This is a genomic window from Nocardia jiangsuensis (genome assembly GCF_042650385.1).
In the GTDB taxonomy this organism is placed as follows: domain Bacteria; phylum Actinomycetota; class Actinomycetes; order Mycobacteriales; family Mycobacteriaceae; genus Nocardia; species Nocardia jiangsuensis.
This window is the reverse complement of the sequence record NZ_JBHSAX010000002.1, coordinates 38,569-52,253: the sequence shown is the minus strand read 5'-3', so window position 1 is coordinate 52,253 and position 13,685 is coordinate 38,569. Positions and strand designations below refer to the sequence as shown.

Genomic DNA, 13,685 nt, shown 5'->3' with positions numbered 1-13,685 from the left:
GACGCGTCAGGTGTGCGCGAAACCGGCGGTGTCGTGCTGCGGGCGCTCCTGGGCGCGCAACCGCGGCATGACCTCCTCGAGAGCCTCGAGCAGCAGCCCCGCGAGGTCGTGGGTGAATCCGTTGCGCACCACGACGCGCAGCGCCGCGAGATCCTCGCGATCGGCCGGGAAGGTGTAGGCGGGGACCAGCCAGCCGTGTTCGCGCAGCGCGGCGGAGACGTCGAAGACCGAGTAGCCGGTCTCGCCGTCGGCCAGGGTGAAGGCGAAGACCGGGAGTTCGCTGCCGTCGGTGAGCAGGCGGAACGGGCCGAGCGCGGCGATCCGCTCGGCCAGCCCGGTGGCGACCTCGCGGCAGTACTGCTGGATGCGGGTGTAGCCGGTGCGGCCGAGCCGGAGGAAGGTGTAGTACTGGGCCACCACCTGGGCGCCGGGACGGGAGAAGTTGAGGGCGAAGGTGGGCATTTCGCCGCCGAGGTAGTTGACGCGGAAGATGAGGTCGTCGGGGAGCGCGGGGGTGTCGCGCCAGAGCACCCAGCCGACGCCCGGGTAGACCAGGCCGTACTTGTGGCCGGAGGTATTGATCGAGGCGACGCGCGGGAGGCGGAAGTCCCACACCAGGTCCGGGTCGCAGAACGGGGCGATCATCGCGCCGGAGGCGCCGTCCACGTGCACCGGGATGTTCCAGCCCCTGTCCGCTTCCAGCTGGTCGAGCGCCGCGCAGACCTCGGCGACCGGCTCGTAGCTGCCGTCGAAGGTGGAGCCGAGGATGGCGACGACGCCGATGGTGTTCTCGTCGCAGTACGGGAGCGCGGCCTCGGCGGTGAGGTGGAAGCGGTCGCCCGCCATCGGCACCAGGCGGGGCTCGACATCCCAGTAGTTGGCGAACTTGTCCCAGCAGACCTGGACATTGCCGCCCATCACCAGGTTCGGTCTCTCGGTCGAGAGCCCGGCCGCCCGCCGCGTCTGCTGCCAGCGGCGCTTCAAGGCCAGCCCGGCCAGCATGCACGCCTCGCTCGACCCGGTCGTGGAGCAGCCGGGCGCCGTCGCCGGGTCCGGGGCGTTCCACAGGTCGGCGAGCATGTGCACGCAGCGCTGCTCCAGCTCCGCGGTGCGCGGGTACTCGTCCTTGTCGATCATGTTCTTGTCGAAGCACTCGCGCATGAGTTGCTCCGCGGACGGCTCCATCCAGGTGGTCACGAAGGTCGCCAGGTTGAGCCGGGCATTGCCGTCGAGCATGAGCTCGTCGTGCACCACCTGGTACGCGACATCGCTGTCCAGCTCGCCGTCCGGCATGCGATCCCGCGGCACGGTGATCGGCTCCCTCGTGAACACCGGGTTGATCGCCACCTCCGCCGGGCGGTGCCGGTGCGGGTCGGACGGGTGCGACAGCGGCATAGCGGCTCCTGCCTCTCGGCCGGGCAATCAGGTGGGCCCAGCGTATCGGCAGGTCGGCCCCGTTCCCCGCTTCCCCGCTACCCGGCGTGCCGGTCCAGATACTCGGCGACCGCTTTCCTGATGACCTCGCTCTGCGAGACGGCTTCGCGTTCCGCGCGGGCGGCGAGGCGTTCTCGCAGGGCCGTCGGCAGGCGAACCGACTGCCCCGGCGTCTTGCCCGGCCTCGTGCCCGACGGCCTGCCCTCGCGCAGGACCGTGAGGCCGACCTCCACCGGGCCGAGTATCTCCGTGTCGCGGACAGGGTTCGCGGCGTAGTCGTCGGCCATGCGCTCGTAGTCGTCGGCGCTGAGCCGCCGATCCGGGGCATCGTCCTTACTCATGAACTGCCCCTCCTCTCCTTGCGTTGCGGGGCGAAATCGCGGTCCGCTTCCGCGAGCAGTGCGCCGAGGCGCGTCTGCTCGACCAGTTCTCGTCGCAGCATCATCGCGTGGAACACGATCCACTCCTCAGGATTCGCCAGGTCTGCGATGACCTCCATCAGAGGGTGCCGTGACGGGTGGCGCTCGCGAGGATGGTGAGTCGCACGAAGCGCTCAGCGGACTTTGCGCTCCAGTTCGTCCAGGCTCCACGGCGGCTCGCCGTTGTGGTCGCGGTAGGCGACGATGCTGGGGGTGGGGCGCTCGAAGCGGCCGACGAAATTGCCAGCGGCGATGAAGATCTGGCCGGTGATGTCCTTGGCTCGGTCGGTCGCGAGGTAGAGGTAGAGCTGCGCGGCGTAGTCGGGGGGTGGGGCCTCGAGGGCGCCCTGGGTGGAGAGTTCGTCGAGCATTCCGCGCTGGTGTAGCTCGTGGATCTTCGCTTCGTAGGCGTCGCCGGTGGAGAGGCGGGTGCGAGCGCCGGGGCAGATGACGTTGGCGCGGATGCCGTGTTCGCGGAGTTCGGCGGCGATGGCAAGGGTCAGGCTGGTCACCGCGCCTTTTCCGGCCGCGTAGCCGGTGCCGCCGTAGTCGCCGAGGTAGGCGAAGGAGCCGGTGTTGATGATGGTGCCGCGGCCCTGCTCGACCATCAGCGGGGCGGCGGCTCGGCAGGTGGCGAAGACGGTTTCCAGGTGGGAGTCGAGGAGGGTGCGCCACTGTTCGGGGCGCACGGTGAGGATCGATGACCCGTCCGGCTCCGCGATGCCGGCGCAGTTGACCAGTACGTCCACGGCGCCGAACTCGGCGGCGCAGGTGGCGACCAGCTGTTCCGCAACAGAGGCGGCCGACCCTGGTACGCCGACAGCACCGAGCTCGGACGAAACGCGATCGACCGCGGCGGGATCGCGGCCGTTCACCACCACCCCGGCCCCCGCGGCGGCGAGCGCGGCGGCGACCGCGCGGCCGATCCCGCTGGTGCCGCCGACGACTACGGCACCGCGGCCGGACAACTCGGGCATGGATCTCCTAGGGGTTTCCGACGCCGGGCATACCGGCGAAGAGCAGGCGGAATACCGACGGCAGGTTGGGGGTGACCTGCGTGGGGGGCACGAAGGGCGGGCCCGCGTTGGTGTCGGTGACGATGTAGTCGGCGTGGCTGTTCGGCACCCGGTCCAGCACGCCGCTGCAGTTGGGGCCGCCGGTGGCGTTCACCTTCGGCAGGTCCTGCGGGTACTTGTAGGCGGGGGCGCCGTACATGAAGCTGGCGAAGAACGAGGCGCCCGGCTTGTTGCCGCCGAAGAGCGACTCGGCCAGCGGCATGGCGTTGTTGATCCCGACCACCAGGCAGTACAGCACCGGCTTGTACTCGAGGAGCAGTTCGGCGGTGGGGCGGAGCAGGGCGAGGGACTCGGTCAGTGCCTGCTCGTTCTCGCCGAGCACCGCGGTGCCGGTGTCGGACAACCCGATCAGCCCTAGCAGCATGGCGTCGACGTCCTGGGAGCGCTCCGCGATGGTGCCCGAGGTGACGGTGCCATTGTCGACAGTGCGCAGCAGGTCGGGCGCGGTGTCGGCGTAGAGGTTCGTGACCTGCGCGGTGGCGGCGAGATCGCGCTCCAGCGCGGGCAGGCTGGGGTTCAGCTCGGCGAGGTAGGCGTCCGAGCGGGTGAGCAGGTCGCCGAGTTTGGCCCCGCGCCCGTCCAGCGCCTGGCCGATGGCGCTCAGCGTGGCATTGAGCTTGGCCGGTTCGACGGCGGCGAGCAGCCTGCTCAGCCGCTGGAAGAGGGTGTCGAACTCGACCGTCACCGCAGCCGCGCGCAGCAGCGTTCCGGGCCGCATGGCGGTCGGCGCGGGATCGGCGGGGATGATGAAGTTCACGTACTTGGCGCCGAACACCGTGGTCGAGCGGATGTCGACGGTGGCATTGCTCGGCACCAGCTCCAGCCGCTCCGGGTCCACCCGCAGCTCCAGCCGCGCGGTGTCGCCGCTCGACTCGACCGAGGCGACCGAGCCGATCTCCACCCCGCGCACCCGGACCTTGGCGTCCGGGTCGAGCACCAGCCCGCTGCGCGGCGCCTCGACGGTGAGCGCGACGGTGTCGGTGAACCGCCCGGCGAAGAGGGCGAGCGAGAGCCCGGCCACGGCCAGCAGGAGGCCGACCATCGCCAGCGCCGCCACCTTGTAGCGGATGAGCGACCAGAACACAGCAGCCTGCGTTTTCGCCGACGCTTCATTGCGTTTCTGCACGGTTCACCTCTCGCCGGACGAGCGCTTTCTTCCTTGCTTGGCCGGGAAGGCCGTAGTACTGTCCAGACAGGTGTCCATCATATATCTGGACAGCAACCTGGGGAAGGATTTCCGATGAGTCCGGTGAAACCGCGACGGGTCTCCGGTGGCGAGCACGAGCACGGCCATCTCGAGGAGTTCCGCACCGACCCGATCGCCCTGATGAAGCGCACCCGCTCCGAGTGCGGCGACGTCGGCGCGTTCCAGCTGGCGGACAAGAAGGTCCTGCTGCTCACCGGCGCCGAGGCCAACGAGTTCTTCTTCCGCTCCGCCGACGAGGACCTGGATCAGGCCGCGGCCTACCCGTTCATGAAGCCGATCTTCGGCGAGGGCGTGGTCTTCGACGCCAGCCCGGAGCGGCGCAAGGAGATGCTGCACAACTCCGCGCTGCGCGCCGACCAGATGAAGGGCCACGCCGCGACCATCGAGCGCGAGGTCGAGCGGATGCTGGCGAACTGGGGCGACGAGGGCGAGATCGACCTGCTCGAGTTCTTCGCCGAGCTGACGATCTACACCTCGTCGGCGTGTCTGATCGGCACCAAGTTCCGCGAGGAGCTGGATATCCGGTTCGCCAAGCTCTACCACGAGCTGGAGCGCGGCACCGATGCGCTCGCCTACGTCGACCCGTACCTGCCGATCGAGAGCTTCCGCATCCGCGACGAGTCGCGCGCCGCGCTGGTCGACCTGGTGCAGGGGATCATGGATCAGCGGCGGGCGAACCCGGCGGCGGGCAAGGAGGACCGGGACCTGCTCGACGTGCTGATCTCGGTCCCGGACGACGACGGCAACCCGCGCTTCGACGCCGGCGTGATCACCGGCATCTTCATCTCGATGATGTTCGCCGGGCACCACACCACCTCGGGCACGGCGGCCTGGTCGGTGATCGAGCTGCTCCGGCACCCGGAGGTGCTCTCCGGCGTGGTGAAGGAGCTGGACGAGCTGTATGCCGACGGGTCGGCGGTGAGCTTCAACGCGCTGCGCCAGATCCCGAACCTGGAGGCGGTGCTCAAGGAGACGCTGCGGCTGCACCCGCCGCTGATCATCCTGATGCGGGTCGCGCGCGACGCCTTCGAGGTCTGCGGCACCGAGATCACCGAGGGCGACCTGGTGGCGGCGTCCCCGGCCATCTCGAACCGGCTGCCGGAGGACTTCCCGAACCCGGACTCCTTCGACCCCGGCCGCTACATCGACCCGAACCAGGAGGACCTGGTCAATCGCTGGACCTGGATTCCGTTCGGCGCGGGCCGTCACCGCTGCGTGGGAGCGGCCTTCGCGCTCATGCAGCTCAAGGCGATCTTCTCGGTGCTGCTGCGGGACTGGGAGTTCGAGATGACGCAGCCGTCGGAGAGCTACCGCAACGACCACAGCAAGATGGTGGTGCAGCTGGCCCAGCCGTGCCGGGTGCGCTACCGGCGTCGGCGGCGCTGAGAACAGGAGGGGCCCGCCGCGCGCGTGACGCGCGGCGGGCCCCACCTCGTTCCGGTGGGAGTTCACTCGAAGGCGACCTGCCAGCTCTTGATGCCGTTGATCCAGCCGTTGCGCAGCCGCACCGGCTCGCTCACCTCGCGCACGTGCGGCATGACGTCCGCGATCGCATTGAACATCAGATCGATCTCCAGCCGGGCCAGATTCGCGCCGACGCAGTAGTGCGTTCCGGTGCCGCCGAACCCGACGTGCGGGTTGGGGTCGCGGCCGATGTCGAAGGCGAAGGGCTCGGTGAAGCCGTCCTCGTCGAAGTTGGCCGAGCCGTAGAAGAGCCCGATCCGTTCGCCCTCCTTGATCTGCTGGCCGCCGAGCTCCAGATCCTGGGTCGCGGTGCGCTGGAAGACGGTGACCGGGGTGGCCCAGCGGACGATCTCGTCCGGCGCGGTTTTCGGCCGCTCGGCCTTGTACCGCTCCCACTGCTCCGGGTGATCGACGAAGGCCTTCATGCCGTGCGTGATGGCATTGCGGGTGGTCTCGTTGCCCGCGACGGCGAGCAGGATGACGAAGAAGCCGAACTCGTCCGAGGCCAGCCCCTCGCCGTCGATATCGGCCTGGATCAGCTCGGAGACGATGTCGTTCGCCGGGCTGGTCCTGCGCTGCTCGGCCATGTTCCAGGCGTAGCCGAGGATCTCGGCGGAGGCGACGGTCGGGTCGCCGTACTCCGGGTCGTCGTAGTTGAGCATGGCGTTGGACCAGTCGAAGACCTTCCTCCGGTCCTCCTGCGGCACGCCGAGCAGCTCGGCGATGGCCTGCAGCGGCAGCTCCACCGCGACCTGCTCGACGAAGTCGCCGCCGCCGCTCTTCTTGGCGGCGTGCACGATCCGGTCGGCGCGCTCGGCCAGCGCCGCGCGCAGGCTCTGCACCGCGCGCGGAGTGAAGCCCTTGGCGATGATCCGGCGGATCTTGGAGTGCTTGGGCGGGTCCATGTTCACCAGCAGCGCGCTGGTCAGCTCCATCTGGTCGATGGTGATGTCGCCGGGGAGCCGGATGATCGAGCCCTTGCGCTGCGAGGAGTACAGCTCGGGGTGGCGCGAGATCTCCTTGATGTCGGCCAGTTTGCTGACCACCCAGTAGCCGCCGTCGAAGAAGCCGCCCGAGTTCTCGTCGGCCTGCGGGTTCCACCACACCGGCGCGGTGCGCCGCAGCATCGCGAACTCCTCGACCGGGCGGCGGCTCTCCCACAGCGCGGGATCGGTGAAGTCGAAGCCGGTGGGCAACGAGGGTGCGGACATCTCTACCTCCTGGGGATACGGAACGCTCACCGGACCGGGGATCGGTCGCTCCGGTGGGCGTGATGCAGGTGCGGGGCGGCGCGGCCCGCCGTGAGCGGCAGGTCGAGGTACGTGCGCACGCCGGGGTCGGCGGCGACGACGTACGGGATGCTGTTCACGCAGTGCGCGGCAGTCGCGACGATGCCGGGGTGCCGTTCGACCGGGGCACCGGCGCCGTGCGAGTGCATGCCGGAGATCGTGGTGAACGAGCCGGGGTCGCCCGCGATCTCGATCTCGTAGCGCTCGCCTGCGGCGCCGAATCGCCACGGCGGGTCCAGCGCGGCCTCGCCCATGAACCAGTTCACGGCGGCGGTGATCACCGGCTCGCCGTCGACGGTGCCCTGCCAGCGCAGGCGTTGCGCGGCGACCTGGCCGGGCTCGATCACCCCGATCGGGGAGTCGATGGGCGCGGTCGCGACCGCGGCCTCGTGCGTGACCCGCAGCTCGGCGTCGAGGTCGAAGCCGAGCGCGGCGGCGATCATCCACACCGACTGGCGGTAGCCGGAGCCGAGCGCGTCGGCGGTGCCGGACGAGGTCGCCTCCTCGGGGGTGCCGCCGAACTTCATCCAGTACCGGACCACGTCCGGGGCGGCGTAGGTGCGGATGTCGGAGAACTCCTCCGCGCGCACCGACGTCACCGAGCCGGAGAGCGCGGTGAGCGCGAGCGGGATCTTCTCGGTGATGCCGCCGGGGTGGATGCCGGTGCCGTGCAGGGTGACGCCGTGCGCTCTGCAGAGCGCGTCGTAGCGTTCGCGCTGCTCGGCATCGGGGTAGAACCAGCCGAGCGGGGTGACCACGTTCTTGCCCGCGGCGAGGATGGCGCGCAGCGTCGTGCCGTCGGCCAGGAGCGGGCTGTAGAGCACGCAGTCGGCGGCGGTGGCGAGCAGCGCATCGGCGTCGGTGGTCGCGGTGACGCCGATCGGGCCGCGGCCGACCAGGGTGCCGAGGTCGGTGCCTGCCTTCTCCGCGCTGTGCACCCAGGCGCCTGCGAGTTCCAGGTCGGGGTGGTCGAGGATGGTCTCGATCGCGGCCCGGCCGACGCCGCCGGTCGCCCACTGGATCACCCGGATCACGGGCGGGGCCCGCCGTCCGCGGTGCGGTTCTCCTCGAGTGCCGCGGCGCCGACCTCGGCGAGCGCGGCGCCGCCGGGGTCGGGCGCGTTCGCCGTGCCCGATTCGGGCACCCGGTGGTCCGGCTCGCGCTCGGCGACGTGGTCACGGGCCCAGCCGTAGTCCGGCTTACCGCTCGGCGCCCGCAGCACGCGCTCCGCGATCCACAGCGAGCGCGGGATCTTGTACCCGGCCAGGTGCTGCCTGGTGTGCGCGCAGAACTCGGTGAAGTCCAGCTCGGCGCCGTCGGCGAGCGCGACCACCGCGGCGACCGTGTTCCCCCAGCGCTCGTGCGGCACCGCGACCACGGTGGCGTCGAAGACCGCGGGATGCGCCTTGACCACGCTCTCCACCTCTTCGGCGAAGACCTTCTCGCCGCCGGTGTTGATCACCATGTTGCCGCGGCCGATCAGCGTGATCGAGCCGTCCTCCTCGCGCCGCGCCCGGTCGTCGGTGATCACGATGCGCTCGCCGTCGACGGTCTTGAACAGCCGCTCCGACTTCACCGGGTCCTTGTAGTAGCCGAGCGGCACCTGTCCGGTCTTGGCCAGCCACCCCTCGGCGCCCGGCGGCACCGGGGCTCCGTCGTCGTCGACGATCACCGCGCCGCGCCCGGTGTTCACCCGCGGCCCGCGCGCCGGGTCGTCGTCCCGCTGCGCGAAGCCGATGCCGCCGAAGCCGGTCTCGGAGGAGCCGATGGAGTCCGAGATGACCGCGCCGGGGAAGAGCTCGAGCAGCGCGTTCTTGGTGGACTGGGAGAGCAGCGCCGCGCCGGAGGCGATGGCGATCACCGAGGAGACGTCGACCGGGTGCTGCCGGTAGGCGTCGATCAGCGGCCGCGCCATGGCGTCACCGGTGATCACGATGACATTCGGCTGCTCGCGGGCGACCTGCCGCCAGACCCGCTCCGGGTCGAAGCGGCGCTCGAAGATCACCGCGTGCCCGCACCACAGCGCCAGGAAGGTCGGCATCATGGCGGCGGCGTGGATGAGCGGCGGCAGGATGTAGTAGATCGCCTGGCCGCCCGCCGCGCCGGTGCGGGACTGCTGGTACTCGTCGGTGACGTACTCGTTGGTGTAGAAGTCGATGCCGCCGCCGAGCACCCGCCACATGTCCTCCTGGCGCCACATGACGCCTTTGGGCAGGCCGGTGGTGCCGCCGGTGTACATCATGAACAGGTCGTCACCACTGCGGTCGGCGAACGGCCGCCAGGGTGCGCCCGCCTTCATGACCGTCTCGTAGCGCAGCGCGTCGATGCCGAACTCCCAGCTCGCCACATCGTCGTCCACGCAGATCACGTGCCGCAGACCGGGCACCGCCGCGCGCGCCGCGCGCACCTGCTCGCCGTAACAGGCGTGGTAGAGCAGTACCTCCAGGTCGGCGTTGTCGTAGAGGTAGGTCAGCTCGGACGGGCCGTACCGGAAGTTGACGTTGATCGGGACCGCGGAGAGCTTGAAGCAGGCGATCAGCGTCTCCATGGTCTCGATGCTGTTGTGCATCTGGAAGCCGACGTGGGTGCCGGTGCCGACCCCGAGCGTTGCCAGGTAGTGCGCCAGCTGGTTCGCCCTGGTGTCCAGGTCGCGGAAGCGGAGCCTGCGGTCGCCCAGGATCAGCGCGGTGCGCTCCGGCATCGCGTCGACGGCGTGTTCGAAGAGGTCGGCGAAGTTGTTGGCCATGTCGCTTCCGTCTCGTACTGGTTTCCGGAGCTCACACCACGGTGAGCGGGAGGGGGATCCCCCGGTCGGTGAAGGTCCAGTCGGCGCCGGTGCTGAACCGGGTCACCGCCACCTCGGGCGCCTCTTTGTGCGGCTTGTCGGTCAGCTCGACCTCGACGGTCCAGCCGTCCGCCGCGCTCTCGGCGCGGCAGCTGAAGCGCGGGTTCACCCCGCGGACCAGCGCGTCCAGCGGGCCGAGGTGCTCGGGGTCGAGCATGGCGGGCCAGGCGCCGTCGGTCTGCGCGCCGGAGTCGGCCGGGAACCACAGGGCGAGCCCGCCCTCTCGCGGCCGGATCTCGATCCCGGTGTAGGACAACGGGTTCAGCACCGGGTGCGCGCGCAGTACCGTGGCCAGCCCGGCGTGGTCGTGGCCGGCGCCGAGCGCGGCGCGCAGCCGCTCGGAGGCGACGCCCGCGACCCCGGCCAGCGTCTTGCGGGCGATCTCGGAGGCCGCCGCCAGGTCGGTGCGCTCGTTGATCGCCACCAGGAAGCCGAGCGTGAGCAGGTGCTGCTGCAGGCAGACCTCGTCGGCGATCCGGACCAGCGCGGAGCGGGAGAAGTCCGGGAACCGGACGTCGCTGAGCAGCGGGCCCGAGTAGTCCGCCGCGCCCTCGTCGGCCGGGTCGATCGGAGCCAGCTCCAGCCCGGCGGCCACGGTCTCCGCCACCAGCGCCGCATTGCGCGGCACCGGGGGCGGCTCGTGCGCCGGATCGATGATGACGGTCCACGCGCACATGGGTTTCCGGTCCGCAGGCTTGCGCGGCGGGCGGTGGATCGGCCGCACCTGGGCGTGCGGGTTGGTGGCGAGCGCGGTGGCGTCGAAGGTGGGGTCCTCGATGTCGTGGCACATGGAGACGACGTACTTGTCCCCCATCGGCTCGACGTCGATCAGCGCGCCGCAGTGGTCCAGCCAGAACTCGCCGTGGTCGCGGTCGGTGACCTCGAACCGGAAGTCCATGAACTGCGGCGGCGCGCCGATGTCGAGCTGCAGCCCCTTGAAGATGGTGACCACGTCGTCGCCGGTGTAGCGCAGCGCGCGCTGCATGCGCCTGGTGTAGATCGGGCTGGCGAGCTGCCACTCCTCGATCGCCACCTCGGCCATTCCCTCGCGGCCGAAGGCGCCGATCACGTGCGCCATGCCGGAGCGGTCGATGAGCTGGCCGCAGAGCAGCAGCTCGGGCACGAGCGCCGCGAGCTGCGCGCGGGTGAAATCCTGGAATCCGCTGCCGGGCTGAGTCATCGGATTACCAGATCGGAACCGGCGACGTGCCGATCTTGTACCAGCCGGGCAGCGGCTCCTTGGCGGTGGAGCGCTCGATCCGCTTCAGCATCCCCGGCGAGAGGGCGTTCGCGGTGATCATGTCGAGGAACAGCGCGGAGACATTGCCGAAGTCGAAGAAGTCGCGCTGCCAGGACCACTGGAAGTCGCCGCCGTACTTGAACCAGCTGCCGCCGATCCCGTCCACGGTGTACTTGCTCCCATCCGGGCGGGTGGCGTCGGCCACCTGCTTCCACAGCCCGATCACGTTGCCGGAGCGCTCGTCGACCACGAAGTCCTGGTAGGGGTAGGTCCACCCCTCCAGCCCCTCCATCTCCTGGCCGAGCGCCAGTTCGCGGATCTCCTCCCGGCCGACCGCCATGAACTCCTGCTTGGGGCCGTAGTTCCAGCCGTAGGTGGCGTCGACGGTGTAGAGCTCGGCCAGCGGGCGCCAGTCGCCCTTCTCCTCGGCGCGCTCGTTCTCCGCGATCCAGCGGGCGATCATCTCGTCCAGCTCGGCGCGATCGAATCCGGTCATAGCTCTTCGCCTTTCACAAAAAGGGCCTGGGTGGGGCAGTAGCGGACGGCATTGCGCACGTCCTCGCGGTGTTCGGGGCCTGGTTCGGCGTCGAGGATCTGCACCTGGCCCCGCTTGGGCACGGTGAACACCTCGGGCGCCTCCGCCGCGCAGACGGCGTGGCCCTGGCACAGATCCAGGTCGACCTCGACGCGCATTACGCGCCGCCCTCGGCGCGGGGCTTCAGCGGGGCCTCGGGCTGCACCTCGACCAGCACCATGTGCGCGCCGCGCGGCACCGAGACCACGGTCGCGACGGCGTCGGCCAGGTGCTCCGGCTTGAGCATGTACGGGTGCCTGGCGAAGCCCCAGGCCATCCAGCTCTCCAGCAGCGGTCCGACCGACTCGGGCGAGGCGTTCATGCCCATGCCGGTGACGGTCGGGCCCGGACGCACCAGCGAAGCGCGGATCCCGGTGCCCTCCAGCTCCATCCGCAATTGGTGCCCGAAGGCCTCCAGCCCGGTCTTGGCGGCGTTGTAGGCGCCGTTGTGCGGGCGCGGGATCTCGGCGCAGTCCGAGGAGATCAGCACCAGGTCGCCGCGCTGCCGCTCCAGCATGCCGGGCAGCACCGTGTGCACCAGCCGGTGCGCGCCGACCAGGTGCACCTGCACCTGGGCCAGGAACCGGTCCGGCGCCATGTCCTGGATCCGGCCGAACTCGATATCGCCCGCGCCGGAGACCAGGATCTCGGCCGGGCCGTGCTCGCGCTCCGCGGTGGCGACGAATTCCTCCACCGAGTCCTGCTCGGTGACGTCGAGGCGGATCGCGGTGGCGGTGCCGCCGTCGGCCCTGATCTTCTCGGCCAGCTCCCGGCACTGCGCCACCCGGCGGGCGCCGAGCGCCACCGGGTGCCCGAGCCCGGCCAGCCGCACCGCGGTGGCCGCGCCGATGCCGGACGAGGCGCCTGCGACCAGCACCGGCCTGCGCTCGGGATGGGGTTCGAAACGGGGCATCAGTGCACCTCCACCGAGATCGGGAGCTTGGCGAAACCGCGGACGTTGGTCGAGTGCACGCGCTCGATCCCGTCCTCGTGAACGTGGTATTCACGCACCCGCTGGGCGAATTCGGCCAGCGCGACATTGGCCTCCAGCCGCGCCAGGTGCGCGCCGAGGCAGAAGTGCACGCCCGCGCCGAAGCTGGCGAGCGCGGTGGAGTCGGTGCGGTCGATCCGATAGCTGTCGGCGTCGTCGAACGCCTCGGAATCCCGGTTCGCCGAGCCGATCAGCAGCAGCACCTTGGAGCCCTGCGGGATCGTGCCGCCGTGGTAATCCAGGTCGGCGGTGGCGGTGCGGGCCACGATCTGGCTGGAGGTGTCGTAGCGCAGCGTCTCCTCGACCCAGTCGCTGACGTGCTCCTGGTCGCCTGCGACCTTCGCGTACTCGGCCGGGTTGTGGCCGCCCCAGTAGAGCGCGTTGCCGAGCAGCTTGGTGGTGGTCTCGTTACCCGCGACCACCATGAGGAACATGAAGCCGATGATCTCGTCGTCGGTCAGCACGTCGCCGTCGATCTCGGCGTCCAGCAGCGCCGAGGTCAGGTCGTCGGTGGGGTTCTTCCTGCGGGCGGCCACCATGTCGGCGTAGTAGCCGACCAGGCCGAGCGAGGCGTCGATGGCCTCCGGCGGGACGTCGAGGACGCCGTCCGCGCGGTGCACGACCAGGTCGGCCTGTCTGCGGATCTCCGCCCGGTCGCTCGCCGGGACGCCCATCAGCTCGCTGATCACGTCCATCGGCAGCTTGCCGGCGACCTCGTCGATCCAGTCGAAGCGGCCGCCCGCCAGCGCGGGCTCCAGGTACTCGAGGGTGAGCTCCCGGATCCGGTCCTCCATCTCGGCCACCCGCTTGGGGGTGAAGCCCTTGTAGACCAGCCTGCGCATGCGCATGTGCCGCGGGTCGTCCATCGCCAGGAAGGACATGGTCCGGTGCGCGTGCGGGCCCCAGGCGGCGGGGTCGAGCGAGACGCCGTTGGCGCTGGAGAGCTTGGCGCTGTCCCGGAACCCGGCGGTGACGTCGGCGTACCGGCTCAGCGCCCAGAACCCGATCTCCGGGTTGTGGTAGAGCGGCGCCTCGGCGCGCAGCCGCCGGTAGGTCGGGTACGGGTCCTCGTGGAAGCCGTAGTCGTACGGATCGAACGCCAAGGGTTCCAGGGAGGCGGTGGAACCGGTCATCGCGAGCACCCCG

The 13,685-nt window shown here is 70.4% G+C and carries 14 protein-coding genes; 1 reads left to right on the top strand and 13 read right to left on the bottom strand.

What is annotated here, in order from left to right; genetic code table 11:
* Nucleotides 1-6 precede the first annotated feature (6 nt).
* The 5 genes from ACFO0B_RS00225 to ACFO0B_RS00205 all read right to left on the bottom strand — a co-directional run bounded on the left by ACFO0B_RS00225 (nt 7) and on the right by ACFO0B_RS00205 (nt 3,971).
* Nucleotides 7-1,395 (bottom strand): glutamate decarboxylase, encoded by a 1,389-nt coding sequence (locus tag ACFO0B_RS00225; RefSeq protein WP_378610193.1) that lies wholly within the window; start codon nt 1,393-1,395, stop codon nt 7-9.
* Between the two features lie 77 nt (nt 1,396-1,472).
* A complete protein-coding gene (locus tag ACFO0B_RS00220; RefSeq protein ID WP_378610192.1) occupies nt 1,473-1,775 on the bottom strand; it encodes a CopG family ribbon-helix-helix protein in 303 nt (100 codons plus the stop codon).
* On the bottom strand, nt 1,772-1,933 hold the full coding sequence (locus ACFO0B_RS00215) for a hypothetical protein (protein WP_378610191.1): 162 nt from the start codon (nt 1,931-1,933) through the stop codon (nt 1,772-1,774). Before ACFO0B_RS00215 ends, ACFO0B_RS00220 begins: the two co-directional genes overlap by 4 nt.
* 54 nt (nt 1,934-1,987) lie before the next feature.
* Nucleotides 1,988-2,830: an SDR family NAD(P)-dependent oxidoreductase gene (locus ACFO0B_RS00210; protein ID WP_378610190.1), complete on the bottom strand. Its 843-nt coding sequence runs from the start codon at nt 2,828-2,830 to the stop codon at nt 1,988-1,990.
* A 7-nt stretch (nt 2,831-2,837) separates the two neighbouring features.
* The gene (locus ACFO0B_RS00205) at nt 2,838-3,971 is read right to left on the bottom strand and encodes an MCE family protein (RefSeq protein WP_378610471.1); all 1,134 of its coding nucleotides are present in this window, start codon (nt 3,969-3,971) and stop codon (nt 2,838-2,840) included.
* A gap of 198 nt (nt 3,972-4,169) precedes the next feature.
* Here ACFO0B_RS00205 and ACFO0B_RS00200 point away from each other — a divergent pair, with 198 nt between their 5' ends.
* Complete coding sequence (locus ACFO0B_RS00200) at nt 4,170-5,522, top strand: cytochrome P450 (protein ID WP_378610189.1); 1,353 nt, start codon at nt 4,170-4,172, stop codon at nt 5,520-5,522.
* Between the two features lie 62 nt (nt 5,523-5,584).
* Here ACFO0B_RS00200 and ACFO0B_RS00195 read toward each other — a convergent pair whose 3' ends face one another.
* The 8 genes from ACFO0B_RS00195 to ACFO0B_RS00160 are packed head-to-tail and all read right to left on the bottom strand — an operon-like array spanning nt 5,585 to nt 13,672.
* Nucleotides 5,585-6,811: a cytochrome P450 gene (locus tag ACFO0B_RS00195; protein ID WP_378610188.1), complete on the bottom strand. Its 1,227-nt coding sequence runs from the start codon at nt 6,809-6,811 to the stop codon at nt 5,585-5,587.
* Nucleotides 6,812-6,837: 26 nt separating this feature from the next.
* The gene (locus tag ACFO0B_RS00190) at nt 6,838-7,923 is read right to left on the bottom strand and encodes an NAD(P)H-dependent amine dehydrogenase family protein (protein ID WP_378610187.1); all 1,086 of its coding nucleotides are present in this window, start codon (nt 7,921-7,923) and stop codon (nt 6,838-6,840) included.
* Nucleotides 7,920-9,635, bottom strand: a complete 1,716-nt coding sequence (locus ACFO0B_RS00185; RefSeq protein WP_378610186.1) for an acyl-CoA synthetase — start codon at nt 9,633-9,635, stop codon at nt 7,920-7,922. The genes ACFO0B_RS00190 and ACFO0B_RS00185 overlap by 4 nt, the downstream gene beginning before the upstream one ends.
* A 31-nt stretch (nt 9,636-9,666) precedes the next feature.
* Nucleotides 9,667-10,914: a hypothetical protein gene (locus tag ACFO0B_RS00180; protein ID WP_378610185.1), complete on the bottom strand. Its 1,248-nt coding sequence runs from the start codon at nt 10,912-10,914 to the stop codon at nt 9,667-9,669.
* A gap of 4 nt (nt 10,915-10,918) precedes the next feature.
* Nucleotides 10,919-11,470, bottom strand: a complete 552-nt coding sequence (locus ACFO0B_RS00175; RefSeq protein WP_378610184.1) for a nuclear transport factor 2 family protein — start codon at nt 11,468-11,470, stop codon at nt 10,919-10,921.
* Nucleotides 11,467-11,667 carry a ferredoxin gene (locus ACFO0B_RS00170; protein WP_378610183.1) on the bottom strand — a complete coding sequence of 67 codons (201 nt, stop codon included), beginning with the start codon at nt 11,665-11,667 and terminating at the stop codon, nt 11,467-11,469. The genes ACFO0B_RS00175 and ACFO0B_RS00170 overlap by 4 nt, the downstream gene beginning before the upstream one ends.
* Complete coding sequence (locus tag ACFO0B_RS00165; protein ID WP_378610182.1) at nt 11,667-12,461, bottom strand: SDR family oxidoreductase; 795 nt, start codon at nt 12,459-12,461, stop codon at nt 11,667-11,669. Before ACFO0B_RS00165 ends, ACFO0B_RS00170 begins: the two co-directional genes overlap by 1 nt.
* A complete protein-coding gene (locus ACFO0B_RS00160) occupies nt 12,461-13,672 on the bottom strand; it encodes a cytochrome P450 (RefSeq protein WP_378610181.1) in 1,212 nt (403 codons plus the stop codon). Before ACFO0B_RS00160 ends, ACFO0B_RS00165 begins: the two co-directional genes overlap by 1 nt.
* Nucleotides 13,673-13,685 lie beyond the last annotated feature (13 nt).